Source organism: Cognaticolwellia beringensis, assembly GCF_002076895.1.
In the GTDB taxonomy this organism is placed as follows: Bacteria; Pseudomonadota; Gammaproteobacteria; order Enterobacterales; family Alteromonadaceae; genus Cognaticolwellia; species Cognaticolwellia beringensis.
On record NZ_CP020465.1, the window covers coordinates 338,122 to 358,758 of the forward strand.

At 38.9% G+C, this 20,637-nt stretch carries 19 protein-coding genes and 1 tRNA gene; 9 read left to right on the forward strand and 11 right to left on the reverse strand.

Going from position 1 to position 20,637, the window contains the following annotated elements:
* The first annotated feature begins 15 nt into the window (after nt 1–15).
* Nucleotides 16–777, forward strand: a complete 762-nt coding sequence (locus B5D82_RS01405) for a metal ABC transporter permease (protein ID WP_081148627.1) — start codon at nt 16–18, stop codon at nt 775–777.
* A 103-nt stretch (nt 778–880) separates the two neighbouring features.
* On the opposite strand, the gene B5D82_RS01410 is transcribed toward B5D82_RS01405, so the two are convergent.
* The 8 genes from B5D82_RS01410 to B5D82_RS01445 form a co-directional block, all read right to left on the reverse strand.
* Complete coding sequence (locus tag B5D82_RS01410) at nt 881–1,660, reverse strand: DUF481 domain-containing protein (RefSeq protein ID WP_081148629.1); 780 nt, start codon at nt 1,658–1,660, stop codon at nt 881–883.
* Nucleotides 1,650–2,480, reverse strand: a complete 831-nt coding sequence (locus B5D82_RS01415) for a mechanosensitive ion channel domain-containing protein (RefSeq protein WP_081148631.1) — start codon at nt 2,478–2,480, stop codon at nt 1,650–1,652. Before B5D82_RS01415 ends, B5D82_RS01410 begins: the two co-directional genes overlap by 11 nt.
* 265 nt (nt 2,481–2,745) lie before the next feature.
* Nucleotides 2,746–3,810, reverse strand: coding sequence for a class II fructose-bisphosphate aldolase (fba, locus tag B5D82_RS01420; protein WP_081148632.1), 1,065 nt, complete (start codon nt 3,808–3,810; stop codon nt 2,746–2,748).
* Nucleotides 3,811–4,251: 441 nt separating this feature from the next.
* Nucleotides 4,252–5,430, reverse strand: coding sequence for a phosphoglycerate kinase (locus tag B5D82_RS01425; protein WP_081148634.1), 1,179 nt, complete (start codon nt 5,428–5,430; stop codon nt 4,252–4,254).
* Nucleotides 5,431–5,499: 69 nt separating this feature from the next.
* Nucleotides 5,500–6,513 carry an erythrose-4-phosphate dehydrogenase gene (epd, locus tag B5D82_RS01430; protein ID WP_081148635.1) on the reverse strand — a complete coding sequence of 338 codons (1,014 nt, stop codon included), beginning with the start codon at nt 6,511–6,513 and terminating at the stop codon, nt 5,500–5,502.
* Nucleotides 6,514–6,611: 98 nt separating this feature from the next.
* Nucleotides 6,612–8,597 carry a transketolase gene (gene tkt, locus B5D82_RS01435; protein WP_081148637.1) on the reverse strand — a complete coding sequence of 662 codons (1,986 nt, stop codon included), beginning with the start codon at nt 8,595–8,597 and terminating at the stop codon, nt 6,612–6,614.
* A gap of 788 nt (nt 8,598–9,385) precedes the next feature.
* Nucleotides 9,386–9,461: transfer RNA gene (locus tag B5D82_RS01440), tRNA-Arg, on the reverse strand.
* A gap of 202 nt (nt 9,462–9,663) precedes the next feature.
* Nucleotides 9,664–10,827, reverse strand: coding sequence for a flagella assembly protein FlgT (locus B5D82_RS01445; protein WP_081148639.1), 1,164 nt, complete (start codon nt 10,825–10,827; stop codon nt 9,664–9,666).
* A 397-nt stretch (nt 10,828–11,224) separates the two neighbouring features.
* Here B5D82_RS01445 and B5D82_RS01450 point away from each other — a divergent pair, with 397 nt between their 5' ends.
* A complete protein-coding gene (locus tag B5D82_RS01450) occupies nt 11,225–11,872 on the forward strand; it encodes a FlgO family outer membrane protein (RefSeq protein WP_081148640.1) in 648 nt (215 codons plus the stop codon).
* Nucleotides 11,873–11,898: 26 nt separating this feature from the next.
* Nucleotides 11,899–12,363: an LPP20 family lipoprotein gene (locus tag B5D82_RS01455; RefSeq protein ID WP_081148642.1), complete on the forward strand. Its 465-nt coding sequence runs from the start codon at nt 11,899–11,901 to the stop codon at nt 12,361–12,363.
* A gap of 121 nt (nt 12,364–12,484) precedes the next feature.
* Here B5D82_RS01455 and flgN read toward each other — a convergent pair whose 3' ends face one another.
* The 3 genes from flgN to flgA form a co-directional block, all read right to left on the reverse strand.
* Entirely contained in the window at nt 12,485–12,916 is a 432-nt protein-coding gene (gene flgN / locus B5D82_RS01460) for a flagellar export chaperone FlgN (protein WP_081148643.1), read from the reverse strand.
* 34 nt (nt 12,917–12,950) lie between these two features.
* Nucleotides 12,951–13,265, reverse strand: coding sequence for a flagellar biosynthesis anti-sigma factor FlgM (gene flgM / locus B5D82_RS01465; protein WP_081148645.1), 315 nt, complete (start codon nt 13,263–13,265; stop codon nt 12,951–12,953).
* A 74-nt stretch (nt 13,266–13,339) separates the two neighbouring features.
* A complete protein-coding gene (gene flgA, locus B5D82_RS01470) occupies nt 13,340–14,032 on the reverse strand; it encodes a flagellar basal body P-ring formation chaperone FlgA (protein WP_081148646.1) in 693 nt (230 codons plus the stop codon).
* Between the two features lie 188 nt (nt 14,033–14,220).
* On the opposite strand from flgA, the gene B5D82_RS01475 reads away from it, so the two are divergent.
* The 6 genes from B5D82_RS01475 to flgE all read left to right on the forward strand — a co-directional run bounded on the left by B5D82_RS01475 (nt 14,221) and on the right by flgE (nt 19,026).
* Complete coding sequence (locus B5D82_RS01475) at nt 14,221–15,156, forward strand: chemotaxis protein (RefSeq protein WP_081148648.1); 936 nt, start codon at nt 14,221–14,223, stop codon at nt 15,154–15,156.
* Nucleotides 15,157–15,195: 39 nt separating this feature from the next.
* Entirely contained in the window at nt 15,196–16,026 is an 831-nt protein-coding gene (locus B5D82_RS01480) for a CheR family methyltransferase (RefSeq protein WP_081148649.1), read from the forward strand.
* A 65-nt stretch (nt 16,027–16,091) separates the two neighbouring features.
* Nucleotides 16,092–16,490, forward strand: coding sequence for a flagellar basal body rod protein FlgB (flgB, locus tag B5D82_RS01485; RefSeq protein WP_081148651.1), 399 nt, complete (start codon nt 16,092–16,094; stop codon nt 16,488–16,490).
* 2 nt (nt 16,491–16,492) lie between these two features.
* Complete coding sequence (gene flgC / locus B5D82_RS01490) at nt 16,493–16,912, forward strand: flagellar basal body rod protein FlgC (RefSeq protein WP_081148653.1); 420 nt, start codon at nt 16,493–16,495, stop codon at nt 16,910–16,912.
* An 18-nt stretch (nt 16,913–16,930) separates the two neighbouring features.
* Nucleotides 16,931–17,620, forward strand: coding sequence for a flagellar hook assembly protein FlgD (locus B5D82_RS01495; protein WP_081148654.1), 690 nt, complete (start codon nt 16,931–16,933; stop codon nt 17,618–17,620).
* A 29-nt stretch (nt 17,621–17,649) separates the two neighbouring features.
* On the forward strand, nt 17,650–19,026 hold the full coding sequence (gene flgE, locus B5D82_RS01500; protein ID WP_081148656.1) for a flagellar hook protein FlgE: 1,377 nt from the start codon (nt 17,650–17,652) through the stop codon (nt 19,024–19,026).
* Nucleotides 19,027–20,637 lie beyond the last annotated feature (1,611 nt).

Sequence of the window (20,637 nt, forward strand, 5' to 3'; positions counted from 1 at the left end):
TTATAGGTACACTCGATGGATTATGAATTACTCACCATACTGTTACCGGCATTTGCTGCTGGTATATTAGTACTTTCAACCCATGTGGTCTTGGGCAAGCAAGTATTAAAACGTGGCATTATTTTTATTGATTTAGCCATTGCACAAATTGCAGCATTAGGGGCAATAGTCGTGCGAATGGATCATGATATTGCTGAACTTGCCTACGTAAGCATTTGGATGCCTGCACTATTTGCCTTAGCAGGAGCAGGGATTATTGCATTGTTGGCTAAGCATATGGCAGAAGAGTTGGAAGCAATGATAGGGTGTTTTTACGTTTTATCAGCCGTAACGGCTATGTTGCTGTTATCTAATGATCCGCATGGTGCTGAATTACTTAAACAGTTAATGTCAGGACAAATACTTTGGGTAAGTTGGCAGCAACTGTTATTACCAACGATTGTCTATAGTACTATTCTCGCATTAATATTTTACAAACCTAAAATATTAGATGGAGCAGCTTTCTATCTTTTATTCGCGGTAGTAATAACGCTATCGGTTGAGCTTGTTGGTGTTTACCTTGTTTTTAGTACTTTAATTTTGCCCGCTTTAGCCATTAATAAGTTACAAGGCAAGCGTGTTTTACTCTGGGCTTACAGCGTTGGTTTAGTCGGGTATCTATTAGGACTGTACTTATCAGCAAGTTTTGATTTGCCCAGTGGGGCGGCCATTGTTGCGACATTAGCGTTAAGTGCTGTAGTTTTTAGGTTGGTCAGTAAAGTCGGTCTAAAAAGGTAATATTAAATTGGTATAAAATAAGGATGCTGATTTAACAACAAAAAAGCCAGCGCGTTCAACGTGCTGGCTTTATATAATGTTATAACTTAGCGGTGATTAATACTTAGAAACTGTATACCAAAGTCATTGCTGTTTCGGTATTTACGTTCTCTTTACCATCTTCTACATCAGTATTGTAATCTAGGGTAAAGCTAAACTTAAGCTGTAACGTTTCTAGTAACTTTGTTGTGATTGACGTTCTAGCTTTATAAGTACTATTTTCGCCACTTTCTGGTGCGTATTTTGCCACTAATAACTGTTTAAATAAAACGTGTTCATTTATTTCACGCTTATATAAAGCTTGCGCTTGAATGATAAAAGCCGTTTTAGTTTCTTCCGGCTGAGTATCAGTTGCACGAATTACATCGCGTTTATAACCAGGACCAACATCCGCATCTAGTGTGGCTTTTTCAGTTTCGAACCAACGACGACCCCAACCTGTTGATATTGAACTTTGACTTTTGAAGTTACTAAAACGGTTATCTTCATAAGAAATATTGCCGTAGACATAATTCGGACTGGCTTTATCGATATTATAATTAGTTTGGCCGACCGCAGTCCATTTTTGATCACTGGTGGTAAAATGTTCTTCACCGTTTTCATCTTCTTGTTCACTTTTCTTGATCAGTAAGCCTAATGTAACAGTTGATTTCCAAGCAGCTTCTTCGTGAGTAAAATCAAAGCCTGACTTAATATCTGCACTATTTGTATCACCTGTTTTAAAAAGCATACCTAACTCCGCCGAAGCAGTATAAGGAGACTTTACTTTCGGTGCGGTTGCTTCTTCTGCTAATGCCATTAGCGGCATAAAACAAAATGCGGCTGATATTAACTTATGACTCATTCGTTTCTTCCTTTCTTACATGTAATGATAATTGTGGATAAGGTATTTCTATGCCTGCATGGTCTAGCGCTACTTTAATTTTTTCAAGTAAATCGCGATGTAAGGGCCAGTAATCGCCTGATTTAACCCAAGGGCGAACGACAAAGTTTACTGAGCTTTCGGCTAATTCTTGAACACCGATGACGATTTCTTTTTCTTTCATGACTAATTCATGCTCATTAGTGATTTTGGTGAGCAATGCTTTAGTGACGGCAAGATCTGCTTCGTAGCTAACCCCAATAACTAGATCTAAGCGGCGTTCTGGCTTAGTTGAAAAGTTAGTAATAGTGCTAGAGGTAATTTTTCCATTTGGAATAATCACGGCTTTATTATCACCGGTTCTTAACTTTGTTGAAAAAACATGAATTTCTTCAACAATGCCTGAAACACCCGCGACATCGATGAAATCGCCACTTTTGAATGGCTTTAATATAATAAGTAGGACACCAGAGGCGAAGTTAGATAAAGAACCTTGTAACGCTAAACCGATGGCTAAACCGGCAGCACCGACTATTGCAACTAATGAAGTCGTGTTAAAACCTAGGTGCGATATAGCAGCAATAAGAACAATAACGAACAACATACCGTAAAGTAAACTGCTGAGAAATGAAATAATCGCTTCATCCATACCTCTAAGTCGCATAACCTTAACTACGCCTTTGCGAACCAAGTTTGCTACAAATTTACCGATAAAAATGATAGCTAAAGCAACTACCAATTTAATAGCAAAGTCTATTAGCATTTGTTGGTTATCGACAAGCCAATTCTGAATAGTGTCCATTGTTTACCCTAAGTATTAATTTAAATAGGGGGATTATAATGAACATGAAATTAAATTTCATTAAATTGTTAATAAATTAAACAAATGCTTCAAAATCTTTTCAAGTCAGTGACATTAAAGGGGTTGACTTGCTTTTTAGTGTTTGAATAACAGGTATAAAAAATCCGATGCAAAGTGTCATCGGATTTTTTTATTAAGCTCAATATTGTTTAGCTATCGCTATATCGGAGGGGGCGAATAAGGAGCACCCTTAATCAATCAGATACTACTTAATTATAGCGTCTAATTTCCCCGTAGAATATTGCATAAACATATTATCTAGAGATATAGGTTTAATGGTGGCTGCATGGCCAACGGCACCAAAGGCTTCGTAGCGTGCTTTACAAATATCATACATAGCTTGGGTTGAGGCTTTTAAGAATTTACGTGGATCAAATTCACTTGGATTTTCAGCCAAGAAGCGACGAACAGCACCGGTAGACGCTAAACGCAAATCGGTATCGATGTTAATTTTTCGCACACCGTTTTTAATGCCTTCTTGAATTTGCTCAACAGGGACACCATAAGTTTCTGGGATATTACCACCATACTTATTAATGATAGCTAACCATTCTTGTGGAACTGATGAAGAGCCATGCATAACTAAATGTGTATTAGGAATGCGGCTATGTATCGCTTTAATACGATCGATAGCTAATATATCGCCCGTAGGTGGACGAGTAAATTTGTAAGCGCCGTGCGAGGTACCACATGCAATAGCTAAAGCGTCAACTTGTGTTTTTTGGACAAAGTCTGCAGCTTCTTCAGGATCAGTTAGCATTTGATCCATGGTTAGTTTCCCTACAGCGCCTATACCGTCTTCTTCACCAGCTTCACCGGTTTCAAGCGATCCTAAACAACCTAATTCACCTTCAACGGAAACACCACAGGCGTGCGCCATTTCTACCGTGCGACGAGTAACATCAACATTGTATTCATAGCTTGAAGGTGTTTTACCGTCATCCATTAAAGAGCCATCCATCATTACTGATGAAAAGCCTAGCTGAATTGAGCGTTGGCAAACACTTGGCGAGGTGCCGTGGTCTTGATGCATTACGACAGGAATATGTGGAAACTCTTCAATTGCTGCTAGGATCAAATGGCGTAAAAAAGGTGCGCCTGCATAAGCTCTAGCACCAGCAGAACCCTGCAGTATTACAGGGCTATTAGTGTCGTTAGCAGCAAGCATAATGGCTCTAACTTGTTCTAAATTGTTAACGTTAAAGGCTGGAATACCGTAACCGTGTTCAGCTGCATGATCTAACATTTGGCGCATAGAAACTAAAGCCATGAACTAACTCCTGTGATTATAAATAGAAACAAAATTGGGTTTATTAAGTTTCATTGTGAAACTTAACACTTTCGTATCGTAATTATATCAGATGGATTTAGTGCATTACACTAGAAAAAATGTCGCCATAGCGCATAAAAAATTTATTTATTTGCCATTGATTGTTTTTGTATATTAATTACGAAAATAATGGGGTGTTAATCGTTTATTACTGAAAAAAATGCGGATATTTATGTAATTTTACAACGAATTTGAAGGGGGAAATAAAAATTATTTTTTGATGGTTTTAATTGCGAGGATACGCGATTGTTTTATAAGGCCGAAGTTGGATGTAATTTAAACGCTATAGATAAAAAATGGCAGTGCAATTAAGCACTGCCAACTATTTAGCTTATATATTTAGTATTTAGTATATAGGCAGGCATGGTGAGCTTTAGAATATTATGCCTTAGCGCGCGCTTCTAATATTTCTACTGCCGGTAATTTCTTGCCTTCTAAAAATTCAAGGAAAGCACCGCCACCGGTTGAAATATATGACACTTGATCGGCAATGTCATATTTATCTACAGCGGCTAATGTGTCACCACCGCCAGCTATAGAGAATGCCTTGCTGCTAGCAATAGCGCGGGCGATAACTTCAGTGCCTTTACCAAATTGGTCAAATTCGAATACACCAACCGGGCCATTCCAAACTACGGTGCCGGCATTAGCGATAATCTCAGCCAACGCTTTAGCGCTTTGAGGGCCTATATCAAAAATCATATCGCTGTCGTCAACGTCGCTTACATTTTTAAGTGTTGCTACCGCAGTTTCAGAGAACTCTTTGCCAACCACGACATCTGTCGGCACTGGAATTGAACCATTATTATCGTTTGCTTGTTTTGTTAAGCGCTTAGCTTCATCGACTAGGTCAGCTTCGAATAATGATTTACCAACATTATGGCCCTGTGAGGCAATAAAGGTATTAGCAATACCGCCGCCAACAACTAATTGGTCAACGATTCCTGCTAATGAGTCTAGTACGGTCAGTTTAGTTGAAACTTTCGAGCCGCCAACAATGGCAACTAATGGGCGGGCAGGGTTATCAAGTGCTTTTGATAAAGCTGATAATTCACCGGCCAAAAGTGGTCCTGCACAAGCAATAGGAGCATATTTTGCAACGCCATGAGTACTCGCTTGCGCGCGATGAGCTGTGCCAAATGCGTCCATAACGAAAACATCACATAACGCGGCTAATTTTTTCGATAAAGTGTCGTCATTATTTTTTTCGCCAACATTAAAACGAATATTTTCAAAAATGACCAACTCGCCAATGTTAACGTCGACACCATCAAGATAACTTTTAGCTAAACGAACAGGTACATTAAGGGCTGCACTAAGGTAGTCGGCAACGGGCTGTAATGAGAACTCTGCATTATATTCGCCTTCTGTTGGGCGTCCTAAATGCGACATAACCATCACTTTCGCACCTGCTTCTAAAGCTAATCTAAGCGTTGGTAAGGCAGCTCTTAAGCGAGCGTCTGAGGTGATTTTGCCATCTTTAACTGGCACATTTAAGTCTTCACGAATTAGCACACGTTGATTGTTTAATGCTAAATCGGTCATTTTGATTACTGACATGTTTATTTCCTGTTGGTAGAAGTTTAACTGTTAAGTAAGTTTAAAAATTTAATATCGGACTATGTCGGACTAACCCACTTTGCCCATCGTATAAGCAGTATCGAGTAAACGGTTAGCGAAACCCCATTCGTTATCACACCAAATAAGTAATTTAACTAAGCGCTTGTGACTGACACGTGTTTGATTACCATCAACAATGCTGGAATGAGGGTCATGATTAAAGTCGATTGAAACTAGCGGCTCAGTGGTGTAGCCTAAAATACCAGCTAAACCATTATTTTGAGCATCGACAATTGCTTGGTTAATTTGTGCAATTGTGGCATCGCTAGATAAGTTTAAGCTTAAATCCATAGCGGTTACATTGATAGTGGGCACTCGCACCGCAATCGCCTCAAAGCGACCGGCAAACTTAGGTAAAATGCGCTCAATACCTGCGGCAAGTTTAGTATCAACAGGTATTATTGATTGGCTGGCGGCACGAGAACGACGTAAATCAGGATGATAAGCATCGATAACTTGTTGATCATGCATCGAAGAGTGAATGGTAGTAATAGCACCACTTTCAACGCCAAAAGCTTTATCTAAAACCTGAATAACAGGTACCACACAGTTGGTAGTACAAGAGCCGTTTGAAACTACTTTTTCAGCAGCAGTTAGTTGCTGATGATTAATACCATAAATAATAGTAGCGTCTAAATCTTGTGAACCGGGATGGGAAAACAAAACCTTTTTTGCACCCTGCTCAATATGAAGCTGGCCATCTGCTTGGCTGCCATACTTGCCGGTACAATCAATAACAATGTCAATATTGTGCTGTTGCCACGGCAAATCCGATATTTCGGCTTCATGACTCAAGGCGATTTCGTCACCCGCTATAAATAATTTGCCATCGCTTTGTTGAACTGAAAATGAAAAGCGACCGTGGGTAGAATCGTACTTTAATAAGTGAGCTATGCCTTCAGGATCGGCAAGCTCATTAATAGCAACTAACGTAAAGTCGTTGGCTCTGCCGTTTTCATAAAGTGCACGAACAACATTTCTGCCTATTCTTCCAAAGCCATTTATTGCGATATTAATTGACATATTTTGGGATCTTATTGATAACGAACTTGGTGAAGGAAATAGCCAGTTAAGCATAAGTTAACTGGCTATAAATACCGTTTAGCGGTAATAAAACGAGATTAGTTTAAGCTGTTCACCGTTTTAACCACGTTTTCAACTGTAAAACCAAAGTGCTCAAGTAATACATTACCGGGCGCTGACTCACCAAAGGTCGTCATGCCAACAACTTTTCCACTTAAACCTACGTATTTATACCAAAAGTCAGTATGCGCGGCTTCGATAGCAACACGTTTAATTACAGCTGTTGGTAATACTGATGTTTTGTATTCGTTGTCTTGCGCATCAAATATATTGGTAGATGGCATAGAAACAACACGAACATTGTCGCCTAAGCTTTCGGCTGCCTTTAATGCTAATGACACTTCAGAGCCAGTAGCAATCAAAATCACTTCTGGTGTACCAACGCTATCTTTTAATATGTAGCCACCTTTCGCAATATCAGCAACTTGTGCACTGGTACGACTTAAAGCAGGTAAACCTTGGCGTGAAAAAATTAATGATGTTGGCGCTTTTTGGCGTTCAACAGCATTTTTCCATGCTACGGCAGACTCGGTTGCATCGGCTGGACGCCATGTCACCATGTTTGGGGTTGTGCGCAAGTTAGTTAACTGCTCAATCGGTTGATGCGTTGGACCATCTTCACCTTGGCCAATTGAATCATGGGTATAAACAAAAATGTTTTGAATGCCCATTAGTGCTGACATACGTACCGCGTTACGCGCATATTCCATAAACATCATGAACGTTGCGCCATAGTTGATAAAGCCGCCATGCAATGAAATGCCGTTCATAATACCGCTCATGCCAAATTCACGTACACCGTAATAAATGTAGTTACCATCAGCATTATCTTGAATACCTTTTGAACCGGACCAAAGTGTTAAGTTTGAACCCGCTAAATCGGCAGAGCCACCCAATAACTCAGGTAACATAGCACCAAATACTTCAATCGTATTTTGTGACGCTTTACGCGAAGCTACATTTTCAGATTTTTCTTGGCATTCTACAATGTAGGCATTTGCTTTTTCTTCAAACTCTGCAGGCAAGTCACCTTTAATTACACGACGTTCGTATTCTGCAGCTAATGCTGGGTGTGCGGCTTGGTAAGCAGCAAATTTATCATTCCAACTTGCTTGTTCAGAACCGCCTTTTTCTTTTTGATCCCAGTCAGCGTATACATCAGCTGGAATTTCAAATGGAGCATGTGGCCAATTAAGGAATTCGCGTGTAGCGGCAATTTCATCATCACCTAATGGAGCGCCATGACAGTCGTGTGTGCCTGATTTATTGGGTGAACCAAAACCAATCACTGTTTTACAACAAATCATAGTAGGTTTATCAGTAACTGCTTTTGCTTCTGCAATGGCAGCAGCAATAGCAACGCTATCGTGACCATCAACGTCACTGATCACATGCCAACCGTAAGCTTCAAATCGTGCAGGAGTATCGTCAGTAAACCAACCTTCAACATGACCATCAATTGAAATACCGTTATCATCCCAAAAGGCGACAAGTTTTCCTAAACCTAAAGTACCTGCTAATGAACATACTTCATGCGAAATACCTTCCATTAAACAGCCATCACCTAAAAATACATAAGTATTATGGTCGACAATATTATGACCTTCACGGTTAAATTGTGCAGCCAATGTCTTTTCAGCAATCGCCATACCAACAGCATTCGACATACCCGCGCCTAATGGACCTGTTGTAGTTTCTACGCCCGGTGTGTAACCGTATTCAGGGTGACCAGGGGTTTTAGAGTGTAATTGGCGGAAATTTTTCAATTCGCTCATCGGCAAATCATAACCGGTCAGGTGCAACAATGAGTATATAAGCATTGAACCGTGGCCGTTAGATAAAACGAAGCGGTCACGATCAACCCATTGTGGATCGGTTGGATTATGTTTTAGAAAGTCACGCCATAAAACTTCAGCGATATCTGCCATCCCCATAGGGGCTCCAGGGTGTCCTGATTTAGCTTTTTGCACGGCATCCATGCTTAAAACTCGAATTGCATTGGCCAGTTGTTGACGCGACGGCATAATTGCTCCAATTATTGTAAAATTTGATGGGATATAAATTGCGCTTATTTTCACCTAGAGTACCCCCTGACTGCAAATTTTATTACCACTTTTCTGTTATTATTTTTAACTAAGTTATATTTATAGCTATTTAAGTGCAGGGTGAGCTGACTTCAGCCGCACTAAAATGGCTTGATATGATCACTTCTTGCTTGGTTTTTAATAAAATCAGTTGTTGGATCGCAATGAATATTCTCGCTTGAGATATTAATTTCAATTTTCTCATTCGCCTGTTAACAGTCTATATTTATGATCAAATAGGCCGCTGTTTCTTTAGATAACGCTTAGACGTTTAGCATAGGAATAGCTAAAACGCTTAATTATTGAGCTAATGGTTGAATGTTAAGAGAAGTTGCTTTAGTGTTAACTAGTTGTATTAATAATAATTAAAAAAAATACCACATAACACAGGATTAAAGAATGAACAGGTCGTCGTCACGCGGAATTAAGCTGACAACGGTAATATTAGCGGTATTAATATTAGCAGTTTCAGCGGTGTTGAGCAGTGGGTCAACATTAGACGACAAGGAAGTTACAATAGAGCAAACGAAATCTGAGCTGATCAATTAGCTCACTAAGTAATACTAGCCTCGCAGTTGCGGGGCTTTTTTATGTACAGGATGTACGGTATGCCGTGGTGACAGGACGTCAAAGAACGGCGGTACAGGATGTACGGTATGCCGTGGTAACGATAAATTAAAATATTTATCATGGATAAAGCTAGATGATTTGGCTATTAAAGCAATTACTGGCGTCCCCACCAGGACTCGAACCTGGAGCAGCGGCTTAGGAGGCCACAGTTTTATCCAGTTAAACTATGAGGACAAAGCGCAAGTAATTATATACCGGTTACTTCAGGATAAAATTATTATCGAGGAGTGAAACGGTGAGGTTATAGCCTGAGTATGCTACAACTATTTTATAAATTTGTATTCATAAAAATCAATATAATGAATGCTAACAGGGTTTTAATTAATAACCTGAGCATTCATTATGTTCTCTAACTTATGTTTTATAAATAAGCTCTTTAATATCTTACCGCTAAGTCATTTATTTGTATATTGTCTAATACATGCTGTTCTGCAGTAGTTGCATGGGCACTATCTTGGCTGACAGAAGTCACAATGACTTTATAAGGGCTAATGTTAAAACCTGCATAAGATCGTTTGTCATCACTGACAAAGTTATTGAAATGCAATAAAGAGAATTCATCACCTACTTGAACACCGTGCCTTTTACCTAAGTTAAAAGTAATTGTATTTCCTTGAACTTGCACAATTCTGCCTTGGGTCGGCTGGCACATCATGTTTTCGTCAATATCTCTGACCATATCGTCTAATGACAAATTAATCTTTTTGCCGTACTCACTTTGCCAAAAGTTATGGCTTGTTACGTCAATTTGTTTACGTTCATCGAACTCCCAAGGGGCAGAACTCTGATAGTGTTTATCTAAAATTCTTTCACCTGTAGTGCCGTCGTGAATATATAGTGAAATATTAAATTGTCGTTGGTAGATGTTTTTTTGCCAAAACTGCCAATCATTATTTTCATCATTAGCCATAGAAAGATCTTGAATTTCTGAAAATAAAACATATTGGCTGTCTGACATATTAGCTAATGACATAGCTAAGTTTTTTAGACTTTGTGTTTGTAAACTTTGGTTATATCGAGAGAATTCAGTCTTAGTTTGTAAGGCTAATTTAGTATCCAAATATATGCCTTGTTGCTGTATTTTATCAGCGAGTTTTTTGATCAATGTGCGATCAATGGCGTAGATGTTACCAATATTAGCTTGTTCGCGATGCAGTATATTACTACGTGTTAACAGCAGAGATTTTTTATAGTCAGCAGCGAAGCATTTTTTTTCTTGAGGGAAAATATCGGCACGAATGGTTACCGTAACAAAGTCGTCGTTGTAGTTTTCACTTATTAACTCTAATGAATTAACACTGCCACTTGCCCGAATACTAATTTCATCCTGGGTTAGTAAACCATTAACTACTTGTTGAATACTTGACACCGAGGCGCCGGCAACCAGTAAAGCTTTTTTCAATGCATTTTGCATCGCCTGAGCTTTGGCTGTTTTATTATCACCATTTATTATGCTTGCAACACCTTGCGATTCATACCATTGCCCAACACTAACGCTACTATATAAAGCAAAGCAAAGGCCAATTAAACTTAAGCGCATAAATATCTCTTTTAATATTAGGTCGATTTCTGTTTTTGAATATGCAGGTTTTATGCCTATTCATTTTTTCACATAATTAAATGATCATTTTCGCCGTTCAAAGCATCCAACTACTGTGTTATTTAATCATTATCGCTGCATGGATACAGATTTTAGATAATGTATAAGCATATTGTCTTGAACAACTATCGTTTATAATAAACGCTTTATATTTGACCGTTTTTCTTGCCTTTAAAGTAGGACACTTAGTTAGCCAAGCAGGTATTGCTAGTTGTTTGTTCGGTTTTAATCCTAAAATTCATTAAGCCGAGCTAAGGTGAAATGAAAATATTGGCGCGGATCATGCTTTATTATTTGTATTAATTTTATGATATTTGCATTAATTGAGGATAGCTCAATGAAAAATTGGCTTATAGCACTACTAATACCGGCACTTATGTCGTGTTCTGTTCAGACAAAGAATAATGACTTTTATGGTTCTTCTTACGTTGATAAACAAGAAATTGACAGCTTAGCGTTGCCTCGTCACGCGATAAACGACGTGGTTAAAGGCCTGGCATATCAAATGTTGGAAAGTAGTACGTTTGTTAATCCTAAAACACCCATCGCTGTGGCGTCATTTGTCGATTTAAAGAATTTAGAATCAACCAATTGGCTTGGTAATCAGCTTTCGGAGAGCTTTGTTCATGAAATGCAAAGACATGGCTTAGTCGTGATTGATTTTAAAACTACTGGACATATCCGTGTAACGGAAGATGGCGATTATGTTTTCAGTCGTGATTGGAAGGAATTGCCTGAACGTCAGATAATTGACTATGTAGTTACGGGCACTATGATGCAACAAGAGTCGGGTATTTTAGTTAATGCTCGAATGATTGGTATGCAATCACGAGTTGTCGTTGCTACAGCACAGTCATTTATTCCAGCTTGGGTTGTTGGCGATGACTTTAATAGCCATGAAAATGTTAAAATGAAAGATGGCATGATCTTGCGCGATAGCGCGATGTTAGTCGACGACGCACGTGCCATTGCAATACAGAAGTAATGAGTTTAAAAATATCGAAGGTGAATATGAATACTTTACGCAATAATATCGCAGTTTTTTTAAGTGCTATAGTTTTGAGCGCATGTTCTTCGGTGTTTGATAGACACGTTGAATGGCAAAATGTGAAGCCTGAACAATTTCCAGTATTAACAGCAATAGGTCAAGCACCTATAAGCTTGCAGAATTCAGCACATAAAACACAGCGTATGCTCATGGCGATAAAAGCTTCTAAAATTGCGGCTTATGCTGAGCTTGCTGAACAAGTATATGGTCAAAGTATTGATGGAAAAACCACAATGTCTAATTTAGTGGTCGATAACCAGCAGTTGAAGGCATCGGTACAGGGGATTATTCGTGGTGCAAAAGTGGTGAAAAGTTATCCGGTTGGTGACAGCTACACTACTGAGTTGAGTTTAGACTTTAAAGATGTTTATGAAATATATAACGCGGCTTCTAACCGCCAAGAAATAAAACATATCACGTATTATTAATCTTCTTTTTATGTACGGTATGCCGTGGTGACAGGACGTCAATGAGCGGCGGTACAGGATTAAGGTATGGTGCGATCACATGGATGTGAAGGAGCAGTGATAATAAAGTTAAAACAAAGGCTTAAGCTTTTATACCTAAACTACTGAGTCCGCCAGACGTTTTACCTTTACTATCATAGGTCATTGATGACCTGTTATGATTTTCTAATAACGAGGTTTTCATTCGCTCAACAGATAGCTGTGATTGATGAATGATCAGACCATTAATTTGGTTTTGTTTTTTACAGCGGATTAAACACGCTTCAATATCCGATAATTCTGTGCTGAAGTTACCGGCTAATTTTTCTTGTTTGAACTCAAAGCTTTGACCTATAGCATTGTCAATTTCTTGTATTGCTATAAGCAAATTATTTTTATCTGAGGTAATGCTAATAAGCGCAGCTGGATTTTGCTGCTGAAGTACTTCTTTCTCTGTGCCTAATAACGCTTCTAATTGCGTCAATTGTAATAACTGTTGAGAAATCAATTGTTGCGGTGTTATTTTTTCAGACACTTATATACTCCACTCTTACATTGAGTTGATTGAGTTAGTTAAGTTCAAATTCAAAATTAGCAATACTTGCGGCTAATTTTTCAGGATTGATTTTATAATCACCAGAGGCAATTGCACTTTTTAATTCAGCAATTTTTTTCTGGTTAAGCACTGGCGCATCTGCCGCCTTTTTCTGTAACTCGGTCATTTGTTTTGCTTGCGGGGTAATTGATACCGAATCACGAGGTGCTAATTTAGCTTGTTGCGAGGCATTTGCACTTTCGCTAACTTGCTGTTTGGTTTGAACTTGTTGTTCAACTTTTTGTTTTACTTGATTGGTATTATTCAAGTTATTGATATTAATAGCCATTATTGTATCCTACTTACAACAGTTATTGGTTTCTAACCTTTTATCGGCAAAACAGCAGAAAACTTAAGCAATTATTATAAATTAATTACCACTTGGTTAATAGCGTTAACTTGCCCTTGAATTACGCGGCCAGATTTCTTATTTCGAACTGATATTATTTCGCCTAAACTCCCGTCATCTAAAGCAATACCAAAAGATTTTATTTCAAAATTATCAGATTTAGCGATAATGTTTACGGGCTCACCTTTACAAACAAAACAGGTGTTTTTGTTGGTGATTGTACTGCCTTGAGATAAGTTTCTTTTTGTTCGAGCACCAGTCACTATGTTTGGGTCAGTAAGTACAGTCCCCCTTATTTGACTACTATCTTTAAATATAATTTCGATATTATCGTTATTGAGTAAGGTGCCTTTATTTATGCGCATTTGCGTTACTAAGACAGGAACAATTGTTTGAATTTTTACCGGAATAAATAACTGCCAAGATTCTTCGTCAGGACAAACAATTTTAACATTTACGTTTCTACCGTTATGGTTTTCAGGTATATTTGCCGTTAACGGTGATAGACAAGGATGTAATGTAATGCGAGGATCTATTTCCGCTACATCGACTTTTAACTTTCCCCGTTCAGGCAGACTGACGTTATTTTCGACATGGTTTTTGATGAAATTATAGAGATAATCACGATCAAATGTCATTGCAGAGCCATGATTAACTATGGCTAAGTAAATAAGGGTTATTCTTACTAATATCTTTAATTTTCTCATGATTTTTTATCTTACAGCTAGGGAAATAAAAATACTCGTCTAAACTTAATTCAGTTTAACTAAATACAATTTCACACGAATAACGTCAAAATATTTACGTTTTCGTTTAAATGATTGTCGTTTAAATAGGATACAATCAAGAATCGTGCCTTTGTTATATATATATTGGCATACCTAAGAGGTTTTTTATGACAGGTATATTAGACTCAGTGAATCAGCGCACCCAATTAGTTGGACAAAATAGATTGGAGTTGTTGTTGTTTAAACTTATTGGCAGGCAGCGCTTTGGTATTAACGTTTTTAAAGTACGTGAAGTGATGCCTTGTCCTAAGTTGACTGTATTACCCAAGCAAGATAAGTTCATTAAAGGTGTCGCTCATATTCGTGGCCAAACTATTTCTGTTATTGATTTAAGTAAAGCTACTGGTGGCCCTGATATTGTACAAACAGAAAGCAGCTTTGTCATCATTGCTGAGTATAATCGAAGCGTGCAGGGATTTCTTGTTGCCGGTGTTGAACGCATTGTAACACTGAGTTGGAAAGACATGATGCCACCACCAGAAGGTACTGGCAAATCAAGCTACCTCACAGCTGTTACAGAAATTGACAATGAAATGGTCTCAATTCTTGATGTTGAAAAAATTCTCAATGAAATTAGCCCAATTTCAACGGAATTAAGCGCAGGGATTGCCGACGCATCGGTTGGCGAAAAAATTGGCGAGCGAGTAATTATGATCGCGGATGACTCAACCGTAGCCCGCAATCAAGTTAAGCGTGCCCTTGAAGCCTTGGGTATAACTATGCTGTTGGCTAAAAACGGTCAAGATGCGCTTGACCAATTACAGACAATTGCTGACGGATGTCAACATAGTATTACCGAAAAGGTTGCATTGTTGATTTCTGATATTGAAATGCCAGAAATGGATGGCTATACGCTAACCGCAGAAATTAAGCACAATGAACGTATGAAGAATATGCCGGTTATTTTGCATACTTCACTCAGTGGTGTTTTCAATAATGCCATGGTAAAGAAAGTGGGAGCTGACGATTTTATTCCTAAATTTCATCCCGATGAGTTAGCTACTGCAGTCAAAAAGTGGTTGAAGCATGATGAAGTTTCTTAACTTTTTTTTGCAATATTTAAATAAGGTGGATTATAGCTAGTGTTAACTAAGCAACTCGATGATAAAAGTTATCATCAGTTTAGAATATTCCTAGAGCAGCAATGCGGTATTGTTTTAGGTGAAAGTAAACAGTATCTAGTGAAAAGTCGTTTGGCACCATTGATGGCGAAATTTGATATTGTGTCGTTGACTGATTTAATAACCCAAACGCTTAACCCCTTAAAGCGGCAACTGCGGGCGGCAGTTATTGACGCCATGACCACTAACGAAACGTTATGGTTTCGCGATGAATATCCCTTCGAGCTTTTGAAAAAACGTATACTGCCTGAATTTAAAGGCCAGCGAACACAGCTAAAAATTTGGTCAGCGGCAAGTTCATCCGGGCAAGAGCCTTATTCAATTGCCATGGCGATTTATGAATATCAACAAAGTAACCCAGGCGCATTTCCTGGGGGTGTTCAAATTATTGGCACTGATATCTCTAATACCATGTTAGAACATTGTAAAAACGCGCATTACGACAGTTTAGCATTATCAAGAGGCTTATCTCTCGAACGAAGAAAACAGTTCTTTGAAGTCAGTGATAACGGCATGCTAAAGGTGAAAGACTTTATTAAAAATATGGTCAGTTTTCGCCAACTTAACTTGTTAAATAGTTATAGTTTAATGGGAAGGTTTGATTTGGTTTTCTGTCGTAACGTATTGATTTACTTCTCTCCTGAGCTAAAATCAAAAATAATTTCTCAAATACACGGTACCCTAAATAAAGACCGTTATTTATTTCTTGGAGCCTCAGAATCACTTTCAGGTATCAGCCAAGATTTTAATATGATCCGTTGTAGTCCTGGTATTGTTTACCAAAAAAAATAGCCACTCTCTAAATCTCTGGCATAAATCTTGAATAAATACCTTCATTCATACGGAGGTATTTTTTTATGGCTATTAGTTTTGAAAAAGCATTTGGCATTTACCCACAAAGCCTACAGATTCGTGCACAACGTGCGGAGCTCATTGCCGGCAATATTGCCAATGCCGATACACCCGGCTACAAAGCCAAAGGAATGGACTTCAAAGCCGCATTAGAACAAGCATCCTCAAAGCAACAAACAGGAATGACTCGTACCAATGAAAAACATTTCGATGTTCGTATGGAGCTCAATAACGGCGTGGGTTTTCGCGTACCAGATCAAGCCGATACGGGTGACGGTAACAGTGTAGATGTACAAGTGGAACGAAACTTGTATCTAGAAAACTCTATGCAATATCAAGCAAGCCTACAATTTCTTAACGGAAGCATAAAAGGCTTGAGAAAAGCCATCACTGGAGGGCAATAAAAATGAGCCTATTTAATGTATTTTCTATATCTGGTTCGGGTATGAGCGCACAGTCTGTCCGCTTAAATACTACGGCTAGTAATATTGCAAACGCTGATAGTGTTAGCAGTAGTATCGATCAAACCTATCGTGCACGCCATCCAGTTTTTGCCGCTGAGATGCAAAAAGCTGCCGGTGGACAAAATGAGTCGGTTGGTGTTCAGGTACTGGGTGTTGTTGAAAGTAACAAACCGCTTAATATTGAATATGCCCCCGACCATCCAATGGCCGACGGTGAGGGCTATATTTACAAACCGAACGTAAATGTTATTGAAGAAATGACTAACATGATTTCTGCTTCTCGTTCATATCAAACCAATGTGCAAATAGCGGAGTCAGCAAAAAGTATGCTGACTAAAACGCTGACACTTGGTCAACGCTAAGGTTAAATAGGAATTAACATGGAAACTGTATCTGGCTCTAGCCCATTAGACAATATTCGCTGGCAACAGGAGAACAACACTCCTGAGGCTGAAGAGAATCGGGGAATGCTAACACAAGCAGATTTTTTCGCGTTGCTAACTCAAGAACTTTCGAATCAAGACCCGACTAAGCCGGTTGAAAACAATGAGATGATATCTCAAATGACCGCTTTCTCGACCACAGATGGCGTAACAAAGTTAAACGATCAATTTACCAGTTTTGCCGCTTCAATGTCGTCAAGTCAGGCCTTGCAAGCTTCATCACTTGTTGGTCGTAGTGTACTCGTTGAAGATAACGTTTTCGGTATGGAAGAAGGTCAATCGGTAAAAGGTAAGTTAGTGACTGACCAACCGGCAAGTAATGTCAATATTTACGTAGAAAACGTTGCCGGTGAAATTATTCAAACCGTACCAGTGGGTAATGTAGCCTCGGGTGAATTTACCTTCACTTGGGACGGACAAGGCTCCAATGGTGAACCAGCGCCTGAAGGTGCCTATCGTTTTCGTGTTGCCGGCTTAGTTGAAGGCAATGCATCAGAATTACAAGCGATGACTTATCGTAAAGTCGACAGCGTCACTTTGGCCGGTAGCGGTGGAAGTATTTTATTAAACCTTAATGGTGGCAGCACCATGAAACTTTCTGACGTAGTAGAAGTTTCTCAAGGTTAAGCAAACAGTTTTTTATATGAGGTGAAATTATGTCATTTAATGTAGCGTTGAGCGGATTAAACGCAGCTCAGAAAGATTTGGATGTAACATCCAACAACATAGCCAATGTCAACACCACCGGCTTTAAAGAATCACGTGCCGAATTCGTTGATGTTTATGCGGCTTCGCTTTTATCTTCCAGCAAAACTAAAGTCGGTGACGGTGTTTTGACGGCAGAAGTTGCACAACAATTTTCACAAGGTAGCATCAAGTTTACTAATAACTCGTTAGATTTGGCGATCACTGGCAATGGTTTTTTTGCCACGGTACCAGAGTTAAATAGCTTAGAAACCTCATATACCCGCGCCGGTCAGTTTAAACTGAACCAAGACAATTTTATTGTTAATTCTCAAGGTGGGCATTTGTTAGGTTTCCCCGTGAATGCCGACGGTACCTCAGCTTCAGTCAGTTTAAGTACGGCAGAGCCTATTCGTATACCAACGGCTTCAGGTGCTCCTCAAAAATCTTCAGAAGTTGATATAAGAATGAATTTACCCGCGGGTGATTCTTTTATATCTTCAGCGCCAGGTAATTTTGACCCTGAAGATCCATTAACATTTAATCATTCAACATCGGTAACCATATTTGATTCATTAGGCGATAGTCATATTATGACTTATTACTTCATTAAAGATGACCCGAGTGTTAACCCAAATGAGTGGATGCTTTTTGCCTCTGTTGATGGCAAGCCTATTGATCTTGAAGACCCGGCAGGTGGTGGAACTAACCCGGTTGGAGGTAATATCTCAGGTCCATTATCTACAGGCGGTGGTTTAACTGGTGCGAGATTAGTTTTCGACTCATCTGGTGACTTTCAATCTCAAATTCCGACGGCTGCTAATGGTGGCATTATTACTTCAGATTTTAGTAATCATTTACCTAATGGTGCAGATACTTCACAAACAATTCAAATTGATTTTAACTTAGATCCCTTAGGCCCGAATCCAAATGAGCCAACACAGTTTGCTTCTAACTTTGAAGTGACCTCTTTACAACAAGATGGTTTAGCTGTTGGTCGATTAACCGGTATCGATATTGGTACTGATGGTTTGGTAAGAGCCACATACAGTAATGGTACATCAGAACCATTATCTAGAATTGCTATGGTAAACTTTGCCAATGAACAAGGCTTAAAACAGGTGGGTAATACCGCTTGGAAAGAGAGTATAACTTCTGGTGAAGCGTTAGCAGGTGAGGGTGGCTCTGGTACTTTTGGTACGATCAACTCTTCAGCTTTAGAGCAATCTAACGTTAACTTAACGTCAGAGTTGATTGATTTAATCTCTGCTCAACGAAACTTCCAAGCGAACTCTCGTGCACTTGAAGTAGATAATCAGCTAAACCAAACTATTCTACAAATTCGTTAATTTAAATAGACGATAATTGTATAAAGTTTAAGGATTAATAAGTTAGTCCGAAAGTTTTAAAGCCAGATAATCAAATAGTGATATCTGGCTTTTTTATGTTCAGGAAGAACGGTATGCTGCGATCACATGGATGTGAAATAGCAGCGATGTTCAGGAAGAACGGTATGCTGCGATCACATGGATGTGAAATAGCAGCGATGTTCAGGAAGAACGGTATGCTGCGATCACATGGATGTGAAATAGCAGCGATGTTCAGGAAGAACGGTATGCTGCGATCACATGGCCGTTCCTAGCCATATTTAGGTTTCAAATTTTGTATCACATTTTAATATTTTTGACGGCATAAATGCCGACCTACAATGATCAATATCTAACCTTTATTTAGGTGTGTTATTTGTAGGTTGGGCTTTAGCCCATCATTCTCCAGCATTACTCTAATGACTGACATCCATGTATGTCGACGCTCCTAGCCATATTTAGGTTTCACATTTTAATATTTTTGACGGCATAAATGCCGACCTACAATGATCAATATCTAAGCTGTATTTAGGTGTGTTATTTGTAGGTTGGGCTTCAGGCCATCATTCTCCAGCATTACTCTAATGACTATCATCCATGTACGTCGAAGCTCCTAGCCATATTTAGGATTCACATTTTGTATCACATTTTAATATTTTTGACGGCATAAATGCCGACCTACAATGATCAATATCTAACCTTTATTTAGGTGTGTTATTTGTAGGTTGGGCTTTAGCCCATCATTCTCCAGCATTACTCTAATGACTGACATCCATGTATGTCGACGCTCCTAGCCATATTTAGGTTTCACATTTTAATATTTTTGACGGCATAAATGCCGACCTACAATGATCAATATCTAAGCTGTATTTAGGTGTGTTATTTGTAGGTTGGGCTTCAGGCCATCATTCTCCAGCATTACTCTAATGACTATCATCCATGTACGTCGAAGCTCCTAGCCATATTTAGGATTCACATTTTGTATCACATTTTAATATTTTTGACGGCATAAATGCCGACCTACAATGATCAATATCTAACCTTTATTTAGGTGTGTTATTTGTAGGTTGGGCTTTAGCCCATCATTCTCCAGCATTACTCTAATGACTGACATCCATGTATGTCGACGCTCCTAGCCATATTTAGGTTTCACATTTTTATACTTTTGACGGCATAAATGCCGACCTACAATGATCAGTATCTAACCTTTATTTAGGTGTGTTATTTGTAGGTTGGGCTCAGCCCATCATTCTCCAGCATCACTCTAATAACTGACATCCTGTACGTCGATGCTCCTAGCCATATTTAGGATTCAAATTTTGTATCACATTTTTATACTTTTGACGGCATAAATGCCGACCTACAATGATCAATATCTAACCTTTATTTAGGTGTGTTATTTGTAGGTTGGGCTTCAGCCCATCATTCTCCAGCATTACTCTAATGACTGACATCCATGTACGTCGACGCTCCTAGCCATATTTAGGTTTCAAATTTTGTATCACATTTTTATACATTTGACGGCATAAATGCCGACCTACAATGATCAATATCTAAGCTTTATTTAGGTGTGTTATTTGTAGGATGGGCTTC